The organism is Paenimyroides baculatum, from assembly GCF_008629655.1.
Taxonomy (GTDB): domain Bacteria; phylum Bacteroidota; class Bacteroidia; order Flavobacteriales; family Flavobacteriaceae; genus Flavobacterium; species Flavobacterium baculatum.
In genome coordinates this window covers 65,679-85,022 of sequence record NZ_VWSG01000006.1, presented here as the reverse complement: position 1 = coordinate 85,022, position 19,344 = coordinate 65,679, and the positions used below count along the sequence as shown (strand labels likewise).

Genomic DNA, 19,344 nt, shown 5'->3' with positions numbered 1-19,344 from the left:
AGAAAACTTCGCAACATAAAAATCATTTTCATGAAAATTCCCAATATACATACTTTTCACATTCCAGTGATGGGCCTTGCTTATACGATTGATACGCCGATTCGCGTGGCGCATTACGGAATTTCATCAGTTATTTCGGTGATGGATGACGAACTTATTGAGCAGATGAACCGTTTGTACACAAAAAAGTTCCAGCTTCCGTATAAGGGAATCAGCAAAAAGGCAGAAGATTTCAGAGCCCAGAGAATAACTTCGTACCTTAATACGCTAGATACCATTGTTAAACAGAAATTTGAACATTTAAAGGATCAGTTGATTCGAAACAAAGAAGCTGTAAAAAATTACATTGATCTTTTACCAAATACTTCAGAAATCAGAGAAAATCTGCAAAAACATTTGGAAGGCAGTGAACCGCTTACAAAATTAAAAGCTTTTCTAGATCAACACCTTTCACCCGGATCTATCGATGTTAATATTATGACCAAGGTAGATCGCGAAACCTACGAAAACAAAGAACCTCGTCCGGCAATTTATAACGATGCGCATTCTGCTTTGCGCGGGTTTGCTGAAAGTACGGTTAATGCGTCGGTAGTTTTATCTGCAGGAATGAATCCGAGATTGTTTGGCTATTTTGAAAGTTTTGATGCTTTTTATCCTGATGAACAAAATCAGCTTCAGAAAAAAATTATTTTAAAAGTAAGCGATTATCGTTCAGCATCTATACAAGGGAGTTTCTTGGCAAAAAAAGGATTATGGGTTTCGGAATATCGCATAGAATCAGGACTTAACTGTGGAGGACACGCATTTGCTACCGATGGTTTTTTAATGGGAACTATTTTAGAAGAATTCAAACAAAAACGCGAAGATCTCACAGTTTCTATGCACGAACTGTTCTGTAAAGCGTTAGATCAAAAAGGAAAACACGTTCCAAAACAACCTTTAAACATTAAAATTACTGCGCAAGGCGGTGTTGGTACAGCTTTAGAACACGATTTTCTTTTAGCACATTATCAGTTAGATGCCGTTGGTTGGGGATCGCCATTTTTACTAGTTCCCGAAGCAACCTCAACAGACCAAGATACAAGAAATCTATTGGCATCGGCTAAAGAAGATGATTTGTATTTAAGCACTATTTCGCCTTTGGGCGTTCCGTTTAACAATATTAAGGGAACTACCAACGAATTTATAAAACAGGAACGAATTGCCAACAATAAAGAAGGAAGTTCGTGCCCGCGAAAATATCTGGCATTGAACAAAAAATATTCAGAAGAAGGTCTTTGCACGGCATCGCGAAAATACCAGCAGAAAGCATTGGCAGAATTGAATGATATGAATTTTAGCACCGAAGCCTATCAGGAACATTTTACAGAAATTACCGAAAAAGCCTGTTTGTGTGTAGGTTTGGCAAATGCTGCTTTAATGGATCACCAACTGCCTGTAAAAGGCGAACAGCAAGGCGTTGTGATTTGTCCGGGACCAAATATTGCTTATTTTACCAAAGAAGTATCGTTAAAACAAATGGTGAATCATATTTATGGTCGTGAAAATATCATCGAGGTTGAAAACCGACCACATGTCTTTATTAAGGAATTAAGAATGTATTTGGATCATTACAAAAAAGAGCAAAAAATTGCCGAAGCAGAACAATCTGATCTTAAAATGAAAAAACAGGAGAAAATCCGTAAAAATTTATTGGATGGAATTGCCTACTACAAGGATTTATTTGAAAACGATACAGTTTATTTTTGTGCAGATAAAAGTTCTATCGAAAATCAGTTACATGAAATTGAAAGAGAACTTTTAAATAAATAAAATACTTTTCACAAGCGGCGATGTTTTAATGATTATCTCAGTAAAGCGTCGCTGCTTTGTTTGAATTTGAAAGGTGTTAAGCCAGTTATGCTTTTAAAATGCTTAATAAACTGACTTGATGAAGCAAACGCCAATGCAAAACCAATTTCGGACACCGATTGTGACGTATTTACCAACAGATATTTAGCCTGTTTAATTTTTTCTGATAGGATAAATTCATTAGGCGTACTGCCTGTGTGTCGCTTAAAATATCGGTAAAAAGTCGATTTGCTCATGTGGGCTTTTTCTGCAACTTCTTCCACAGTAAGCTGTCGATCCTGATTTTTCCGAATATACTCAATTGCAAAAGCCAACTGATTATTGCCTGCCAAAGAATCAGTTTTCTCCAACAGAAAATCCCGTGCTTTAGACTGCAGCAAATTTATTATCAATTCCTTGGTCATTAATTTCCCCAATGCATCACGGTATTCGGAGTTTGAAGATGCCAACATAATAATACGTTCAATATTATTGTTAAGTAACTGGTTGTTCGTGAATTTTAAAGTTGAACTGTCAACCGTCCATTCGGTATGATCAATTTTCGGAGTGCTTTCATTAAGCTGCATCAGCGTTTCCTTAATTTCATCAGGCGAAATAATCAATGCCAGACATCGTGTAGGATTATCGTATTCGGCTTCGGGAAAATCAATATTCATTCCCTGTTTTTTATCAAGCACCAAGGATTCTTCGGGCAAAAATTCAAACGAATCTTCTCTATTAAAATGCATTACCTTTTTCCCTGAAAGCATGGTAATCAATGAAATTTCATCAAAAGCCAAAGCAAAACCCGATGTTTTCACCTTTGTTTCAAACAAATGCAGATCAAGCTCATCGGTCTGGAAGCTCAATTTATTTTCTATGGGCGTAACAACTTTTCCCCTATTGTATATGCTGCTGATTGATGAATTCATGAGGTACAAAACTTATATTTACTACACATTGGCACTAATTTACTATTTTTTGACACAAATCGATTCATTTTTTGCACCGAATTAAGAGTAATTTACATTAATCAATTTAAGTAAACATAAAACTAAAAATTATGAGTAACGAGACTGTAAAAAAGTGGCCGGAATTTAAAAGCCAATATGAGAATTATATCGATGGAAAATGGACTGCGCCTATACAGGGAAAATATTTTGATAATATTTCGCCGATAAACGGTAAAGTGTTTACAAAAGTAGCACATTCTACCAAAGAAGATTTGGAATTGGCGGTAAATGCTGCCGATAAAGCTTTTAAAACTTGGGGGAAAACATCGGCTACAGAACGAAGCATTATTCTGAACAAGATTGCCGACCGCATGGAGCAAAACCTTGATTATCTTGCAACTGTTGAAACCATTGACAACGGTAAGGCCGTGAGAGAAACGTTGAATGCCGATATTCCGCTGGGAATTGATCATTTTAGATATTTTGCAGGAGTAATTCGTGCCGAAGAAGGGTCGCATGTAGAATTAGACGAACACACCGTATCGCTAATCGTTCATGAACCAATTGGAGTTGTTGCGCAGATTATCCCTTGGAATTTCCCATTATTAATGGCAATCTGGAAACTGGCACCTGCATTAGCTGCCGGAAACTGTGTGGTTTTAAAACCAGCCGAAAGTACACCAACATCAATATTGGTATTAATGGAACTTATTGGCGATTTATTACCTGCGGGTGTTATAAATGTGGTGAACGGTTTTGGTGCAGAATTAGGAAGATCGTTGGTTACCAACCCAAAAGTTGCTAAGGCAGCCTTTACAGGATCTACAGCTACAGGTCGTTTGGTGATGCAGTACGCTACCGAGAACATTATTCCTGTAACTTTGGAATTAGGTGGTAAATCGCCAAATATTTTCTTTAATTCTGTTATGGATAAAGACGATGAGTTTTTAGATAAAGCTATTGAGGGCGCTGTACTTTTTGCTTTTAATCAAGGAGAAATCTGTACATGTCCGTCTCGTTTGTTAATTCAGGAAGATATTTACGACAAATTCATTGAAAAAGTAATTGCGCGCGTTGAAGCCATTAAAATTGGCGATCCGCTGGATACAACCGTTATGATGGGTGCACAAGCATCGAAAATTCAGTTCGACAAGATCAGTTCGTACATTACTTTAGGAAAAGAAGAAGGTGCCGAATTACTTACAGGCGGCGAGGTTAATAAATTAGATGGCGATTTGGAAAGTGGTTACTACATTAAACCAACCCTTTTTAAAGGAACCAACAACATGCGCATTTTTCAGGAAGAAATTTTTGGACCTGTATTGGCTGTTACCACTTTTAAAACAGTTGAAGAAGCTATTGAAATTGCCAACGATACCATTTACGGATTGGGTGCCGGTGTATGGACACGCGATGCGCATGAACTTTACCAGGTTCCAAGAGCCATTCAGGCTGGTCGTGTGTGGGTAAACAATTACCACAGCTACCCTGCCGGTGCGCCGTTTGGCGGATACAAGCAATCCGGTGTTGGTCGTGAAAATCATAAAATGATGTTGGGTCATTACCGCCAAACAAAAAACATGTTGATTTCTTACAACAAAAATAAATTAGGATTCTTTTAGTAGATAACTTTATATTTAAAGTCAGAAGCGTGCTTCTGACTTTAAATTTTATCAATCATTTTAAATAAAAAGCTATGATTCAAAGACTTGATGCAACAGAAAAAGCAATAGAATTAATCCATGAGTTAAAAGAAACACACGGACCATTAATGTTTTATCAGGCAGGCGGATGTTGCGAAGGCACACAGCCGCAATGTTTTGAGAAAGGCGGATTTTTCCCGCGAATGAACGATGTTTTAATTGGTACGATAGAAAATTCTGAATTTTGGGTAGATCGCGATTTATTTGAATATTGGAAATTCAGCCACTTTACATTAGATGTTTTAGACGGATTTGGTGCGGGAGGTTTTTCGTTGGAAACTCCATTAGGCAAAACCTTTAAAATTCATTACCGTTTATTTACCGAAGACGAATTACAAAATTTAGCTCCTGTTACATTAATGGAATAGTACAAAACAAAAAAGAGAGCATACACACGACACCCTCTCTTTTTACATTAACTATGAAAAAATAATTAAGACTTATTTCCTTTGATATTTAGTTCGATATCAATTTCTTGAGAAATCATCCAATCTTTCGCATCACCATCAGTTCCGTAAACCAATCCCCAATCTTGGCGGTTGATTGTAAATTTAGAAGTTAATGTAATTTCCGTATCAGAAACTACCGCTTTTGCAGGGAAAGTAACATTAACCGTTTTTTCTTTAATAGTTAAGTTTCCACTTATTACGAAGTTTGCATCAGCAATAGCACTTTTATCGGTAGCAGCATCAAAGCTTTTAACCGATGTAATTTCAAATTTTGCAGTAGGATACTTTGCTACATCAAAGAAATCTGCATTTTTTAAGTGTAGATCTAAATCTGCCGAAGTTTTTCCTCCAGAAGAAGCCGGATCAACAGAAGCTGCATCCGTTAAAACAGAATTCATATCAATTAAAAACGATCCGCCTGTAATTACACCGCTTTCAGCAGAAAGCGTTCCTTCGCCTTTCATGATTCCGAAACGTGGATTTAAGCCACCTTTGTGGTAACCCGTCCATTTTACATTACTCGCTTCTTTATTTACCGTGTAAGTAGCACCTTTTTCTGCAGCAACCTCTTGTGGAGCCGAAGTTGTAGATTGATCGCTGGCAGCACGCTGGCAAGAAACAATAAAAGCCGATGCCACTACGGCTAAAACAAATACTTTTTTCATTATAATATCAATTATTATTAGTTTAATTAATGAGGTGGTAAATTTACGGTAGATTAAAGATCTTTTTACCATTAGTTTCCTTTTGGAAACTAATTTCCTTGAAGAAACTATTGTTTAAAACCGTATTTTTGTAATCTGTTTGCAAATCATCAAAATAAAATGAAGAAAAAAGCCGTATTGAACAATAACGCTGTGTGTCAAACCAGAATGACTGCGATTAAAGATACTATGGGAATACTGTCGGGTAAATGGAAATTCCATATTTTAGGAACATTGATTCGAGGCGAAAAATTACGTTTTATGGATCTTTTGAGGGAGATTGATGGTATCGGAACAAAAATGCTTTCTAAAGAACTGCAAGATTTAGAAATGAATCATTTGGTAAAAAGAACCGTTTTTAATACAAAACCTGTTACAGTTGAATACGAAATTACCGAATACGGCAAAACCTTAAGCCCGATAATCGAAGAAATTGCCAATTGGGGAATTGATTACCGAAACAAACTGCATAAGAAAAGTGAAGTTACTGTGTAATTTTATTGAAGAAAAGAATATACTATAAAAGTTACATTTTGGGCTTTTATAGTATATTAATGACCATATTATTATTCAAAAACCTTTTATCTATGGCTTAAACCACTTCTGCAACTACAAAAGTACTTCCGCCAATATATATCATGTCGTTTACAGACGCTTTGTTTTTTGCATGGTTTAAAGCGTCGGGTATTGAATTAAAGTCAATTGCATTAAATCCGTTTGTCGTAAGTATATCTTTTAGAACAGTGGCATCTAATCCGCGGGGAACATTTGGTTTGGCAACAAAATATTCGGCATTTTTTGGTAAATAGGGCAAAATAGAATCGATGTCTTTATCGTTTACAACGCCAAATACCATAAACAACTTATCGAATTTTTGCTGATGAACCTGGTGCATCACTATTTCTAGTCCGTTTTTGTTGTGAGCAGTATCGGCAACAATCAAAGGTTTTTCAGACAAAACTGTCCACCTTCCTTTTAAACCGGTATTTTTTTCGACATTTAAAAAACCTTTTAAAATATCAGCATCAGAAATTGAAAAATGATTCCTTAATAATTGTATTGCTTGATATGCTGTTTTCTTGTTGTGAACCTGATAATTTCCCTTTAAATCGGATTCTAATTCAGGAATATCATCGGTTTTGGAAGCAAAATAAATAGGTGCGTTTTTTAATTCGGCTTCTTTTTGAAACACTATTTTAGTTTCAGCAGTAAATTCGCCAATAACAACGGGAATATTTTCTTTAATGATTCCGGCTTTTTCAAAAGCGATTTCTTCTATGGTATTTCCCAATAAATTCATATGATCCCAGCCAATATTGGTGATGACACTTAATAAAGGAGTGATGATGTTTGTAGAATCTAAACGACCGCCCAAACCGACTTCGATAATTGCGACATCGACTTTTTGATCGGAAAAATACTGAAAAGCCATACCAACCGTCATTTCAAAGAAACTCAATTTATTATTTTCGAGAAACGATTTATTATGTTCGATAAAATCAACAACGAATTCTTTTGAAATATCCTCACCATTTACACGGATGCGTTCGCGAAAATCAACCAAATGCGGCGATGTGTACAAACCAACCTTAAAACCAGCTTCTTGCAAAACAGACGCAATTAAAGACGACGTGGAACCTTTACCGTTTGTTCCACCAACATGAATGGTTTTAAAATTGCGTTCGGGATGGTTTAAATGAGCCGCAATTTTAAGCGTATTGGTTAAATCTTTTCGAAAAGCGTCGGTCCCTATTCGCTGAAACATTGGCAGTTGCGCAAACATCCATTCAACCGTTTCGTGATACTTATCCATATATACCAAATTTTGTTTTATATTAATTTAATATGTGATATTTTTTTCATTATTTAGCACAAATAATTGTTTTGAAATATCAATCTACAAAAATCATTTTTTTACGCGTTAAATAAAACTTTATGATGACATTTTTTTTGCAAGCTGCACCAGACAGTTTAACACAAACAACACAAGCCATTGTAGAAAACGTTGCCACAACAAAGGAACTTTCTCTATTTGAGTTTGTTTTAAAAGGTGGTGTGTTTTTAATACCTATTGTGATATTATTTGTTTATACGATTTATCTTACTTTTGAAAGATACTTTTATATTCAGAAATCGGCTAAAAAAACCAGCGCGGGATTAATGGATTCGTTGAAAACGCAGCTTAATTCGGGTAATCTGGATTTGGCAGTAGCATCGGTTCAACGCGAAAACACTGCAGAGTCTAACGTTTTGCATGAAGGATTACTTACGATTGGAAGACCGATTTCGGAAATTGAATCGAACATGGAAAAGGTAACCAACATTGAAATTGCCAATATGGAGAAAAAACTGAACCATTTGGGAACTATTGCCGGTATTGCACCTACTTTAGGTTTCGTTGGAACTATTTCGGGGGTTATTAAAATTTTCTACAACATATCTATTACCGAAAACATTAGTATTGCCAACATTTCGGGTGGTTTATACGAAAAAATGATCAGTAGTGGTGCCGGATTAATCGTTGGTATTATTGCTTATGCGGCGTACCACCTTTTAAACGGAAAAATTGATGGTTTTGCTTTACAGTCGCAAAAAATCATTTTAAAATTTATTAACATAATACAGAGACCAAATGGCCATAAAGAGAAGTAAAAGATTTCATGCTGAAGTTGCAACCTCATCGTTAAGCGACATCATGTTTTTCCTGTTACTTTTTTTTATTATCATATCTACTTTAGCCAATCCAAATGTTATTAAAATGACATTGCCTAAAGCAGAAGCAACAGAAAAAACCAACAAGCAGCTGATTACTTTATCTGTTAACGAAAACAAAGAGTTTTTCATTGATAAAGAACCGGTTAATCCGCAAGATTTAGAAGCGCATTTATTAGCGAAACTTGGCGGAGATAAAACTCAAACCGTAGTTGTTAGAATACCGTACAACTTACAGGTACAAGATTTAGTAAACGTTTTACAAATTGGTGTAAAGAACAATCTTAAGTTTGTAATTGCTACCAATAAGAATTAAAAAAACTCCCGATCAGCTGATCGGGAGTTTTTTTAGTTTTTGTTACTTTTTGATATTAGAATTTTTTCTTTTGCAATAATTAAAATGTAGGTCAAGTACGTTAATATAAAAATTATCAAAGGGATTTGAAATCCTAGATACTCAAACATTTCAATCGGAACTTGAACTAATCTACTAACTATTGGTGACAACATAAGTAAGAAACTTAAAATAGCAACAACTATATTATTTTTCAATTTACTTAAATTCAGTATAATACCAATAAATCCAAATATTGCAAATAATTGATCGATATTTCCAAAATTAAAAATTGAAAAAACTAGCCATAGTATTAAAGGAATTCCAATCATTTGCCCTGTCAAAATGATTGACATGTAAGAAATTATAGAAACTAGCCTAATTAATGTTTTCATTCTTTTGAAGTTTTTAGTTGAGTCATTTTATAACCAATACAAATATCAACCTTTCGTCAGTTCGAGCTTGTCGAGAACTTTGTTCATTAATAAACTTCTTGATATGCTTCATTACGTTATGTTATTTGAAGTAACGAGTATTAACAAAAAACCTCAAACTTAAGATTTGAGGTTTTTTATTTTTAATTCAATTTAAAGTTGTAAACTATACTTCCAATTTGTTCTGCTGATGCGGATGCTTTTGGTTCCCATTTGGTACGCATTGCGGCATCTTTTGCAATATTTTTTAAACAGCTTGAACTGTTTGTAGATCCTTTAATTCCTGGTGTTGCTTCAATCACATTTCCATTTCTATCAACCTTTACACGAACTACGATTGTTCCTGCTTCGTTACAGTTGTTTTGTGGTGCAGGGCGTGAAGTTGCCTTTCTGCCTGATAAAGAATAACCATTTCCGCCACCTGTTCCGCTTCCAGATCCTGCTCCGACTCCCGAACCGTTTCCTGTTCCGTGACCGCCACCTGTTCCACCACCAGAACCACCATCGCCATAATAATTACTAGAATTTAAAGATCCGTCTTTTCTTCCTTTATTACCAGCAACGCCGTCATCTCCATCACCACCAGATTTGTTTCCATTCAAACTTGATGCTGCATTCTTAACAAAATCGGAAACCTGACGTGTTTTTGGTTGTTCTCTTACAGGTTTTGTAATGGTTTTAGGTTTGTCTTTTGTAGTAGTTGCTTTTTTAACTACCGTATAATCGCGAACATCTCTGGTGTTTTCTTGTGCTAAAATTTCTTCTTCAACTTCGGGTTCACGGGCAGCTGCCGATTTTTTATTAGCTTCGGTAACATTTAATACTTCGCTTGTAAAATCGGGACCCATACCCAAATCGCTGTCGCCAAAATTAATTTCGACTCCGCCACCGCCACCGCCTGCTAATTCAGATATATCAACAGAATTTGCAAAACGTATAAATATCAAAATCATCAACAAAACTCCAACTACCGCTGTTGTAATAGCCATTGATTTTTTTTCTTCGTTTGTAAACTGCATCATCATATTTTCTAATAAAGCTTAAATTTTAGGTAAATATACATTTTTTATTTAGTTGTATAAAAAAAGCAAGTATTTCTACTTGCTTTAATGTATATATTGTGTTGAAACTACACTAATTGTTTTAAAGCGGTTTCAAAAGCTGCTGCAGAAATATCTGTTTTAGATGAATTCAAAGCATGTGCTTTTTCTAAAGCTTTTTTAATGATGTTCGATGTATCTTCGAAAACTTTAGCATCGTTCATTGGTACACGACTTTCCATGAAGTAAGCGAAAACGCGCGCCATACCACAGTTTGAAATAAAATCTGGAATTAAACTGATTTTAGAATCAACATATTCCATAATTGGACCAAAGAAAATTTCTTTATCTGCAAAAGGAACGTTCGCTCCACATGAAATAACTTCTAATCCAGAATTAATCATTGCGTCAACCTGCTCTTTTGTAATTAAACGTGAAGCTGCACATGGCGCGAATACTTCAGCACCCATACTCCAGATTTTATCGTTAATTTCTGCAAAAGGAATCATGTTATCAGCAACCAAGGTATTTCCGTTTTTGTTTAAGAATAACGTCTTGATCTCTTCAAAAGAGTATCCTTCCGCCTTCATAATTCCACCGTCGCGGTCAATAATACCAACAACTTTAGCACCCATTTGTGCAAAATAATAAGCTGCTGCTGCACCTACGTTACCAAAACCTTGAACAATTACTTTTTTACCGCTTACGTTACCACCGTAAATATTGTAGTAATGATTTACTGCTTCTGCAACACCATAACCTGTAATTAAATCGGCAACTGTTATTTTTTTAGCAGCGTCTGGCGTGTACGCAGGATTTACAACTTCCATTAAAACACCTTGACGCAACTGACCAATACGGTTGATTTTTTCTGCTTCGGTTGGTTTAAAATGTCCGTTAAAAACACCTTCTTGCGGATGCCATAAACCACAATCTTCGGTCATTGGGATTACTTCGTGAATTTCATCAACATTTAAATCTCCACCTGTTCCGTAATAATTTTTCAATAAAGGAAAAACCGCTTTGTACCAACGACGTAAAACGCCTTCTTTACGCGGATCAGCAGGATCGAAATTAATACCAGATTTTGCACCACCAATAGCCGGACCTGCAACGGTAAATTTCACTTCCATAGTTTTAGCCAAAGACAAAACCTCGTTCATATCTAATCCTTTACGCATACGTGTACCACCACCTGCAGCACCGCCACGCAATGAATTAATTACTGTCCACCCTTCTGCTTCTGTTTCAGAATCAGACCAATGAAAAACAACTTCTGGTTTTTTATCTTCGAATTTCTTTAATAAATCTTTCATTATATTGATTACTTTTTATTTTCCCGACAAATATAATTCATTACAAATCAATTTAGCAATTACTTCTTAATAATTCCTCATTAAATATAATACCCGAACAATGATTTTTTGATGCGCCCGTAACACTGCTCAACACATTATCTGTATTTGTAACACGAAGTACACCTAGAAAAGCAAAAATTATGGCTTCTTTAAATTCTATCAATTCTTTTGATCCTAAAACAACGGTTGTATTTGGTGCGTAAAATTTTAACCTATTAATAAGGTGTTCGTTGAATGCACCACCGCCTGTTACTAATAATTTTGAGTTTGATTTTTTTAGGGTTGATGCTATTTGATACGCGATATGTTCTGTTACGGTTGCCAAATGATCTTGAGCGGATAAATGATATTTTTCGATCAATGGCAGATAAATGGTATTTACTTGTTCTATCCCTAATGATTTTGGACCTTGCTGATTATAGAACGATAGATTATTCAACTCATTCAACAAATCTTGATTAACCGTTCCTGATGCTGCGAAATTTCCGCTTTCATCAAAGTCTTTACCTATTTTTTTTGCAAAATGATTCAATAAGGTATTAACCGGACAAATATCAAACGCAATTCGTTCGTTGTTTTCTTCAAAAGAAATATTAGAGAATCCACCTAAATTCAAGCAATAATCATAATCGGCAAAAAGCAAGCGATCGCCAATGGGAACCAACGGAGCTCCTTGTCCGCCTAACTGCACATCCTGCACACGAAAATCGCACACAAAAGGCAAAGAAATCATATCAGTAACAGTTGGTAAATTTCCAATTTGCAGGGTAATTCCATTTTCGGGTTGATGTAAAACCGTATGTCCGTGCGATGAAATGAAATCCAGATCAGTCAAATTATTATCCGTAATAAAATCATCTAAATATTCGGCTAGAAAGTAAGTATATTCAATATTTAAAAGATGTAAATCGGTATCAGAAAGATGAATGGCATGCTGTAATTTATTCTGCCAATCTTTAGAATAAGCAGTTGTTTTTCCTGAAATAAAATCAAAACTCCAAACGTTGTTATTCTTTGTAAATTCTACAACGGCGCAGTCAATTCCGTCTAACGATGTACCTGACATTACACCAAGCACTTTAAATTTTTCTGTATTCATAAATTAAAAATAGATATAATTTTTGAAAAATTGGCAATATTCGATTATATTTGGAGCGGAAAATTAATATGTTTACAAAAACAATAAAATAGATGGATTTTAAATTAACTGAAGAGCAATTAATGATTCAACAAGCTGCTCGTGATTTCGCTCAAACTGAATTATTACCTGGAGTTATTGAACGTGATGAGCACTCTAAATTTCCTGCTGATGCAGTAAAAAAAATGGGTGAGCTTGGATTTTTAGGAATGATGGTTGACCCAAAATACGGTGGCGCAGGTTTAGACAGCGTCTCTTATGTTTTGGCAATGGAAGAAATTGCTAAAGTTGATGCATCGGCAGCAGTTGTTATGTCAGTTAACAACTCGTTGGTTTGTGCGGGAATGGAAAAATACTGTTCAGAAGAACAAAAACAAAAATATTTGGTGCCATTGGCATCTGGTGAAGTAATCGGTGCTTTTTGTTTATCTGAGCCAGAAGCTGGATCTGATGCTACATCACAAAAAACAACTGCGGTTGATATGGGTGACCACTACTTGTTAAACGGTACTAAAAACTGGATTACAAACGGTAGCACGGCATCTACTTACTTGGTTATTGCACACACGCATCCTGAAAAAGGACATAAAGGAATCAATGCTTTTATTGTTGAAAAAGGATGGCCAGGTTTTGAAATCGGTTTAAAAGAAAAGAAAATGGGAATTCGCGGAAGCGATACACATTCTTTAATGTTTACAGATGTTAAGGTTCCTAAAGAAAACAGAATTGGCGAAGACGGGTTTGGTTTTGCTTTCGCAATGAATGTTTTAAACGGCGGTCGTATCGGTATTGCATCGCAAGCTTTAGGTATTGCGCAAGGTGCTTACGAATTGTCTTTAAAATATGCTAAAGAGCGTAAAGCGTTTAAAACAGAAATCATCAACCACCAAGCAATTGCATTTAAATTGGCAGATATGGCTGTAAATATTTCGGCAGCACGTTTATTGTGTATGAAAGCGGCGTCTGAAAAAGATAATGGCGAAGATATTTCTATTTCTGGAGCTATGGCAAAATTATTTGCATCGCAAACAGCTATGGACACTACAATTGAAGCAGTTCAAATTCACGGTGGTAACGGTTACGTTAGCGAATACCATGTAGAGCGTATGATGCGTGATGCAAAAATCACACAGATTTACGAAGGAACTTCAGAAATCCAAAAAATTGTAATTTCAAGAGGAATTGCTAAATAATAGCATCTTTATAAATATCAAAACATAAAAGGCTATCGTTTTCGGTAGTCTTTTTTTATTTTAGTAAAAAATTTGATTATGACAACCGAGCAGAATTTAAAAGTAAAACTAACCCTGGGATATATATTTTTAATTGGCATTTTTACCTTATCGATTCTTTATATATTACGTGAAGTTAAAAATCTGAATGTTTCTAAAGACGATCTTTTAACAGAAAATACCAAGGTTATTGAATTGGGAAATATTGTAAGCGATTTGTATGCAACCGAAAATTCGGGCAGGTTGGCGTTACTTTCTTACGATAAAAGAGCTGCAAAGGTTTATCATGATCAGTTAGATTCATTGGTTTCTAGGATTGATGTTTTAAAAGAAGATAATATTCAAAACGAAAGCCTTAAAAACAAGTTAGATACCATTACCAACATTATAAACCTGAAAAGTTTAACGTTTGATCAGGTTTTAGATGTACAGTCAAAATACATCAATTTCGATCTTTACAGTGAAACACAATCCCGCATAAAAGAAATTCAAAGCACAGGAGAAACTCAAAAAGTTGCTATTGATACAGTTGTTGAACAATCAAGTTGGTGGGGAAAAGTGAAGAATAAATTTAAAGATAATGAAGTACTGCTTCAAGAAAAATTAATTCAAGAAAATAATAGAATTGCTCAACAACAAGAAAGAATAAAGAAAGAAAATCAAGAAAATCAGCAAAAAATAAACGAAGCAACAGAGAATATTTTTTCGGCAGCCAAGAAAAACGAATTAAAATTACTTAAAAGATATTACGATAAAGAAGCGTTGCTGATTAAAAGAAATCAGGAATTAAGCATTCGTTTGCGTGATTTATTGTCCGAAGTTGAGAAAATTGTTGTAGAATCATCGAACACCAAATACGAATCAAGTAAAAGTGTAATAGACAAGGTTAGTAACAATATTGCAAAAATCGGGATCATAATTTCGGTTATTGCCTTGTTTTTTGGTTTCATCATTCTACGCGACTTGAATAAATCGGCCTTAAACAAACAAAAACTCGAGAAATTAAATTTTGAAATGCAGGATTTAATGAAGCAAAAAAGTTTTTTCATGGCAACTATCTCGCACGATATGGTTTCGCCTATAAATTCGTTACTAGGTTTTTCGGCACTTTTACAGAACACACTTAAAACGGCAAAACAGAAAGAATTCCTTAAAAACATTATTCAGTCAACAAAGTATATTAAGAAAATGGTTGATGATCTTTCGTTGTTTTCGAACCTGGAATACAACAAAATTAAGATCAAAACTGGGAAATTCAACTTTAACGATTTGCTTCAAAACATATCAAACAACCTTAAAAACAGCGCCGATAAAAAACAGATAGATTTAGTTTTTAATATTGATGAAAAACTGAATGCAGATTTTAATTCTGATTCGTTCAGAATTCAGCAGATTTTAACCAACGTAATTTCTAACGCCATAAAATTCACACACAAAGGCGAAGTGCGTATTGATGCTAATTTAGATAACAATTTGGCAATTATTAAAATTACCGACACCGGAATTGGTATTAAAATTGAAAATAAAGAAGATTTGTTTGTAGAGTTTGTACAGGCGCATAACAACAACGAAAGCTACGGCGGATCTGGTTTAGGACTGAATATTACCAAACGTTTAGTTGGGCTGTTAGGTGGATCCATTCATTTTGAAAGTGAACATAACAAGGGAACCATTTTTTACATTACTATTCCGTTGAAAGATTTTGAAGAAGATTCAGAAATCGAAAAAGAGGCTGATTATGAATATGATAACGCCAAGAAGTTAGAAAATAAAAAGATTTTGGTTATTGATGATGACCAGTTGCAACTTAAATTAATCGAAGAAATTTTTGGCAATAAAGTTAAAAAACTGACCACTTTAGAAAATGGTGCACTTGCAAAGGAAATTCTTCAGAAAGAACAATATCAGTTGATTATTACCGATATGCAGATGCCTTTTTACAGCGGTTTGAAAGTTATAGAAGATATTCGATCGTTAGAAAATTACAAAGATACACCTGTGATTGCGTTAACTGGAAAAATCGATTTTGACGAACACGAATACAAAAAACTTGGTTTTAATCATTATATGAGAAAACCACTGAATATAAACACTTTATACAATACTATTTATAAAATTCTGCGTATTAAAACCAAGGAAACCGTAACGGTACCAACTCAAAATATTCCGACAATGAAATTAATTTATAACGATTTTGATTTAACCGATTTGTTTAATTTGCTGGAAAATGATAAAGAGGCGGTTAAACTTATTGTAGAATCGTTTTTTACAAGTTCTAAAACAGATATCGAAGTTTTAAACAATGCGTTTACGAATAATGATATTGAAACGGTAAAACAAACCGCACATAAAATGTTGCCAATGTTCCGTCAGTTAAAAATAAACGAGATTGTAGATAAATTAATTCTTTTAGAACAAAAAACAACCGATTTATCCGCACAAGAAATGCAGAATACCATTACAGCTATTACCGATAAAACCCCTTTAATAATTAAAGAAATAGAAAAAGTAATCACTTAAGAAACTAACAAAAACACGCACTTTATTTTTATGGATAATAATTGGAAAAGAAAATTTACCATTCTATGGATTGGTCAGTTTATTTCTTTGATAAGTAGTTCTGCCGTAAATTTTGCCATAATTATTTGGTTGAGTTTAAAGACCGAATCTGCCGAAGTTTTGGCTTTTGCTGCTATTGCAGCACTTTTACCGCAAGCGTTGATCGGACCTTTTGCCGGAGTTTATATTGACCGTTGGGATAGAAAAAAGACAATGATCTTTGCCGACGGTTTTGTTGCTTTATGTACTTTATTTATGTCGATAAGTTTTTATTTCGGATACGAAAGTTTACCACTCATTTATGTCATGTTAGGTTTGCGATCGGTAGGTTCTGCCTTTCATATGCCCGCTATGCAGGCTTCAATTCCCTTACTAGCACCACAGTCCGAATTATTGCGTATCGCAGGTATCAACCAGATTATTCAATCGGTTTCAGGAATCGCAGGCCCGGCTTTAGGAGCTTTTGCAATTGGTATGTTATCAATTGGTAATGTGTTGCTTTTAGATATTATCGGAGCTGCATTTGCTATAATTTCGCTGTTGTTTATCTATATTCCAAACTCAATTCCCGATGAAAAAACGGCTGCAAGTTTCCGTAATATATGGAACGATATGAAAACGGCTTTTTACGAAATTACGCGCAACAAAGGTTTGTGGTATCTTTTTTTATATTCTATTGTCGGTTTATTCTGTATAATGCCGGTTGCAGTGCTTTTTCCGTTGCTTACGATCAATCATTTTAAAGGCGATAAATTCGAAATAAGTATTATTGAAGTTATTTGGGGAGTTGGAATGTTAGTCGGCGGTGGTTTATTGGGAATTTGGAAACCAACAATAAGCAAAGTAATCATTATTAATTTAATGCACATATTGATCGGTGTAACTTTTGCATGGTCTGGCTGGTTATCGGCAGATCAGTTTGTGTTTTTTGTAATCTTAACAGCAATCGGCGGAATTTCGGCATCACTTTATAACGCCAGTTTTACAACGATTATTCAAGAGGAAATTCAACACAACATGTTAGGTCGTGTTTTTTCATTGTATTATAGTTTTTCGGTGCTTCCATCAATCATCGGATTACTTTTTACAGGTTTTATTGCCGATTTTATAGGAATTAACTACACCTTTATTATTCTTGGATTGGTAATTATTTTAATTGGAATCTGTTCGTTTTTTACACCTGCATTAATGAACTTATCAAAAAAGAAAAATTTGTAAAAGCTGTTTTAAAATATATTACATTTGTTTTACAAAATTAAGTATTATGCAATATGTATATTTAGCAATGGCTGCTATTGTTCTGGCTTTATTTGGCTATAAAAAATTTACTGCTTCAAAGAAAACCAACGAATATCTTCCTAAAAACGAGAAGAAATAAAAAGGGATTGTTTAAAACAATCCCTTTTTTGTTGTGATATATTGATTACTTTTTGAACTTGTATTGAACACCTAAACCAACATTGAAATAACTTCCAGATCCTTGTTTTATTGCTGTACCATTAAAACCGTAATCCTGACTAAATTGGTTTACAAAAGTTCCGTCGATAAAAACTGTAAACTGCGAAGTAAAGTTGTATTTTGGCATGATACCAATTTGTGCAACACCTGCCAAATCATTATCCCCTCCTAATTCACTTTTACCCGAAGCCAAACCAAAACCGGCATGTGCGGTAACATCAAATGGTTGCATCATTCCGCCGTTAACAGCTGCAAAAATATTATAGGTAGCTTCTAACATTAATCTGTTGTACTTTACACCATGATCTTCTACATCTTTATGTTTAAAATTTGAACTTGCAAATGTTCCGCGAACTCCCCAAACATCATCAATATGATAATTAAGACCTAACTGAAAAAAGTTAAATCCGCTGTAATCGCTTGTTGTAATTCCTTCGTTCGGACTTAATGCAGAGTTTAATCCGTATTGAGCTTCAATACTTAAATTATCGAAAACACTTCCAGATGTTTGTGCTTGAGCTTGCACATTTGTAGCAGCTAAAGCAATACCAGCTAAAGCTAAAAGACCTTTAAAATTTCTTTTCATGAATTTTGTTTTTGATTGAATCATTTAAACGCACAATTTACAATTTTTAGTGTTTAAAATATAAGTTATTTGTATTTATCGCAAAGATTAACAAATCAACATAAAAAAAACCTTGACAATCAAGGTTTTTACTTTAACGGATTGTAACCCGCCGGTTTCCAATCTTCGCTTAATAAGTTTATAAAGGAATAATGAACAGCATCTTTAGAATCGAATTCTCCATTTTTATTGATGTCTTCTATCGATCTAAAATACAATTTCTCATCAATTACCTGCCAATCTAATAACTCATGCAAATCGGGCGTAAGTTTTGTGAACTTTGTTCCATTGATTTTAGATATATACAACGTTTTAATATCGTTATCGTCATATCTTCCGTCTTTATTTGTATCAACATCTACCAACGTGTACACCAAAAACTGCTTGTTTGTTTTTAATGCTAATTCGTCTAAATAATTGACCGACAAAATTTCCATTCGGTTGGCTGTCAATGGTTTTAAATCTAACGAATCTTTGTGCTGAAACATTACATTTGTTATAAAACCGGTAATTTCCGGAGTAGAATAATTAGAGATTTTATAACTAACCTGATTGTTTATTTTTGAACTTCCCGAACGTGACGATCCCGTATTATACACGCGAACATTACCAATTGGGTGCAATAAATAATTGGTACCGCTGAATTTTATTGGTAAATCGGCAATTTTAATTTCGGTAGAATCTATTTTCTGATAATTAACTTCGGCAGTATTTTTTTCGTTTTCATAAATTACTTTTGGCGTTTCGGTTTCTTTTTTACAAGAAACAACGGCAACCAAACTAACTGCTAAAAGGGCTATGTATAATTTCATAAG

General features: G+C 34.6%; 18 protein-coding genes. 9 read left to right on the top strand and 9 right to left on the bottom strand.

Annotated features, from left to right (window positions below; genetic code table 11):
* The first annotated feature begins 30 nt into the window (after positions 1–30).
* Positions 31–1,812 carry a hypothetical protein gene (locus F0460_RS09250; RefSeq protein WP_150012494.1) on the top strand — a complete coding sequence of 594 codons (1,782 nt, stop codon included), beginning with the start codon at positions 31–33 and terminating at the stop codon, positions 1,810–1,812.
* Between the two features lie 32 nt (positions 1,813–1,844).
* Here the strand turns inward: F0460_RS09250 and F0460_RS09245 are convergent, their stop codons facing one another.
* The gene (locus F0460_RS09245) at positions 1,845–2,762 is read right to left on the bottom strand and encodes an AraC family transcriptional regulator (RefSeq protein ID WP_150012492.1); all 918 of its coding nucleotides are present in this window, start codon (positions 2,760–2,762) and stop codon (positions 1,845–1,847) included.
* A 131-nt stretch (positions 2,763–2,893) separates the two neighbouring features.
* On the opposite strand from F0460_RS09245, the gene F0460_RS09240 reads away from it, so the two are divergent.
* Positions 2,894–4,405 (top strand): aldehyde dehydrogenase family protein, encoded by a 1,512-nt coding sequence (locus F0460_RS09240; RefSeq protein ID WP_150012490.1) that lies wholly within the window; start codon positions 2,894–2,896, stop codon positions 4,403–4,405.
* A gap of 74 nt (positions 4,406–4,479) precedes the next feature.
* Positions 4,480–4,854, top strand: a complete 375-nt coding sequence (locus F0460_RS09235) for a DUF779 domain-containing protein (RefSeq protein WP_150012488.1) — start codon at positions 4,480–4,482, stop codon at positions 4,852–4,854.
* Between the two features lie 65 nt (positions 4,855–4,919).
* Here the strand turns inward: F0460_RS09235 and F0460_RS09230 are convergent, their stop codons facing one another.
* Positions 4,920–5,600: a YceI family protein gene (locus F0460_RS09230; RefSeq protein WP_190304129.1), complete on the bottom strand. Its 681-nt coding sequence runs from the start codon at positions 5,598–5,600 to the stop codon at positions 4,920–4,922.
* A gap of 159 nt (positions 5,601–5,759) precedes the next feature.
* Here F0460_RS09230 and F0460_RS09225 point away from each other — a divergent pair, with 159 nt between their 5' ends.
* Positions 5,760–6,134 carry a winged helix-turn-helix transcriptional regulator gene (locus tag F0460_RS09225; RefSeq protein ID WP_150012484.1) on the top strand — a complete coding sequence of 125 codons (375 nt, stop codon included), beginning with the start codon at positions 5,760–5,762 and terminating at the stop codon, positions 6,132–6,134.
* A gap of 97 nt (positions 6,135–6,231) precedes the next feature.
* Here the strand turns inward: F0460_RS09225 and F0460_RS09220 are convergent, their stop codons facing one another.
* Positions 6,232–7,452, bottom strand: a complete 1,221-nt coding sequence (locus F0460_RS09220) for a bifunctional folylpolyglutamate synthase/dihydrofolate synthase (protein WP_150012482.1) — start codon at positions 7,450–7,452, stop codon at positions 6,232–6,234.
* A gap of 125 nt (positions 7,453–7,577) precedes the next feature.
* Between F0460_RS09220 and F0460_RS09215 the strand changes: the two genes are divergently transcribed.
* On the top strand, positions 7,578–8,291 hold the full coding sequence (locus tag F0460_RS09215) for a MotA/TolQ/ExbB proton channel family protein (RefSeq protein ID WP_150012779.1): 714 nt from the start codon (positions 7,578–7,580) through the stop codon (positions 8,289–8,291).
* Complete coding sequence (locus F0460_RS09210; RefSeq protein ID WP_150012480.1) at positions 8,272–8,667, top strand: ExbD/TolR family protein; 396 nt, start codon at positions 8,272–8,274, stop codon at positions 8,665–8,667. Before F0460_RS09215 ends, F0460_RS09210 begins: the two co-directional genes overlap by 20 nt.
* Positions 8,668–8,699: 32 nt before the next feature.
* On the opposite strand, the gene F0460_RS09205 is transcribed toward F0460_RS09210, so the two are convergent.
* From F0460_RS09205 to F0460_RS09190, 4 genes are all read right to left on the bottom strand, one after another.
* The gene (locus F0460_RS09205) at positions 8,700–9,080 is read right to left on the bottom strand and encodes a hypothetical protein (protein WP_150012478.1); all 381 of its coding nucleotides are present in this window, start codon (positions 9,078–9,080) and stop codon (positions 8,700–8,702) included.
* A 182-nt stretch (positions 9,081–9,262) separates the two neighbouring features.
* Entirely contained in the window at positions 9,263–10,141 is an 879-nt protein-coding gene (locus tag F0460_RS09200) for an energy transducer TonB (RefSeq protein ID WP_150012476.1), read from the bottom strand.
* A gap of 107 nt (positions 10,142–10,248) precedes the next feature.
* Complete coding sequence (locus F0460_RS09195; protein WP_150012474.1) at positions 10,249–11,475, bottom strand: Glu/Leu/Phe/Val dehydrogenase dimerization domain-containing protein; 1,227 nt, start codon at positions 11,473–11,475, stop codon at positions 10,249–10,251.
* 52 nt (positions 11,476–11,527) lie between these two features.
* The gene (locus F0460_RS09190) at positions 11,528–12,616 is read right to left on the bottom strand and encodes an anhydro-N-acetylmuramic acid kinase (protein WP_150012472.1); all 1,089 of its coding nucleotides are present in this window, start codon (positions 12,614–12,616) and stop codon (positions 11,528–11,530) included.
* A gap of 92 nt (positions 12,617–12,708) precedes the next feature.
* On the opposite strand from F0460_RS09190, the gene F0460_RS09185 reads away from it, so the two are divergent.
* The 3 genes from F0460_RS09185 to F0460_RS09175 all read left to right on the top strand — a co-directional run bounded on the left by F0460_RS09185 (position 12,709) and on the right by F0460_RS09175 (position 17,664).
* Positions 12,709–13,848, top strand: coding sequence for an acyl-CoA dehydrogenase (locus tag F0460_RS09185; protein WP_150012470.1), 1,140 nt, complete (start codon positions 12,709–12,711; stop codon positions 13,846–13,848).
* A 78-nt stretch (positions 13,849–13,926) separates the two neighbouring features.
* A complete protein-coding gene (locus F0460_RS09180) occupies positions 13,927–16,407 on the top strand; it encodes a hybrid sensor histidine kinase/response regulator (RefSeq protein WP_150012468.1) in 2,481 nt (826 codons plus the stop codon).
* Between the two features lie 30 nt (positions 16,408–16,437).
* Positions 16,438–17,664, top strand: coding sequence for an MFS transporter (locus F0460_RS09175; RefSeq protein WP_150012466.1), 1,227 nt, complete (start codon positions 16,438–16,440; stop codon positions 17,662–17,664).
* 205 nt (positions 17,665–17,869) lie between these two features.
* Here the strand turns inward: F0460_RS09175 and F0460_RS09170 are convergent, their stop codons facing one another.
* A complete protein-coding gene (locus F0460_RS09170) occupies positions 17,870–18,490 on the bottom strand; it encodes an outer membrane beta-barrel protein (protein WP_150012464.1) in 621 nt (206 codons plus the stop codon).
* 128 nt (positions 18,491–18,618) lie between these two features.
* Positions 18,619–19,341 carry a hypothetical protein gene (locus tag F0460_RS09165; protein ID WP_150012462.1) on the bottom strand — a complete coding sequence of 241 codons (723 nt, stop codon included), beginning with the start codon at positions 19,339–19,341 and terminating at the stop codon, positions 18,619–18,621.
* Positions 19,342–19,344 lie beyond the last annotated feature (3 nt).

Excerpts from the sequence above, each read along its gene's own strand:
- F0460_RS09195 (WP_150012474.1), bottom strand. The coding sequence starts at position 11,475 with ATGAAAGATTTATTAAAGAAATTCGAAGATAAAAAACCAGAAGTTGTT.
- F0460_RS09250 (WP_150012494.1), top strand. The coding sequence starts at position 31 with ATGAAAATTCCCAATATACATACTTTTCACATTCCAGTGATGGGCCTT.
- F0460_RS09210 (WP_150012480.1), top strand. The coding sequence starts at position 8,272 with ATGGCCATAAAGAGAAGTAAAAGATTTCATGCTGAAGTTGCAACCTCA.
- F0460_RS09165 (WP_150012462.1), bottom strand. The coding sequence starts at position 19,341 with ATGAAATTATACATAGCCCTTTTAGCAGTTAGTTTGGTTGCCGTTGTT.
- F0460_RS09220 (WP_150012482.1), bottom strand. The coding sequence starts at position 7,452 with ATGGATAAGTATCACGAAACGGTTGAATGGATGTTTGCGCAACTGCCA.
- F0460_RS09245 (WP_150012492.1), bottom strand. The coding sequence starts at position 2,762 with ATGAATTCATCAATCAGCAGCATATACAATAGGGGAAAAGTTGTTACG.
- F0460_RS09215 (WP_150012779.1), top strand. The coding sequence starts at position 7,578 with ATGACATTTTTTTTGCAAGCTGCACCAGACAGTTTAACACAAACAACA.
- F0460_RS09205 (WP_150012478.1), bottom strand. The coding sequence starts at position 9,080 with ATGAAAACATTAATTAGGCTAGTTTCTATAATTTCTTACATGTCAATC.
- F0460_RS09180 (WP_150012468.1), top strand. The coding sequence starts at position 13,927 with ATGACAACCGAGCAGAATTTAAAAGTAAAACTAACCCTGGGATATATA.
- F0460_RS09190 (WP_150012472.1), bottom strand. The coding sequence starts at position 12,616 with ATGAATACAGAAAAATTTAAAGTGCTTGGTGTAATGTCAGGTACATCG.
- F0460_RS09175 (WP_150012466.1), top strand. The coding sequence starts at position 16,438 with ATGGATAATAATTGGAAAAGAAAATTTACCATTCTATGGATTGGTCAG.
- F0460_RS09230 (WP_190304129.1), bottom strand. The coding sequence starts at position 5,600 with ATGAAAAAAGTATTTGTTTTAGCCGTAGTGGCATCGGCTTTTATTGTT.
- F0460_RS09235 (WP_150012488.1), top strand. The coding sequence starts at position 4,480 with ATGATTCAAAGACTTGATGCAACAGAAAAAGCAATAGAATTAATCCAT.
- F0460_RS09170 (WP_150012464.1), bottom strand. The coding sequence starts at position 18,490 with ATGAAAAGAAATTTTAAAGGTCTTTTAGCTTTAGCTGGTATTGCTTTA.
- F0460_RS09200 (WP_150012476.1), bottom strand. The coding sequence starts at position 10,141 with ATGATGCAGTTTACAAACGAAGAAAAAAAATCAATGGCTATTACAACA.
- F0460_RS09185 (WP_150012470.1), top strand. The coding sequence starts at position 12,709 with ATGGATTTTAAATTAACTGAAGAGCAATTAATGATTCAACAAGCTGCT.
- F0460_RS09240 (WP_150012490.1), top strand. The coding sequence starts at position 2,894 with ATGAGTAACGAGACTGTAAAAAAGTGGCCGGAATTTAAAAGCCAATAT.
- F0460_RS09225 (WP_150012484.1), top strand. The coding sequence starts at position 5,760 with ATGAAGAAAAAAGCCGTATTGAACAATAACGCTGTGTGTCAAACCAGA.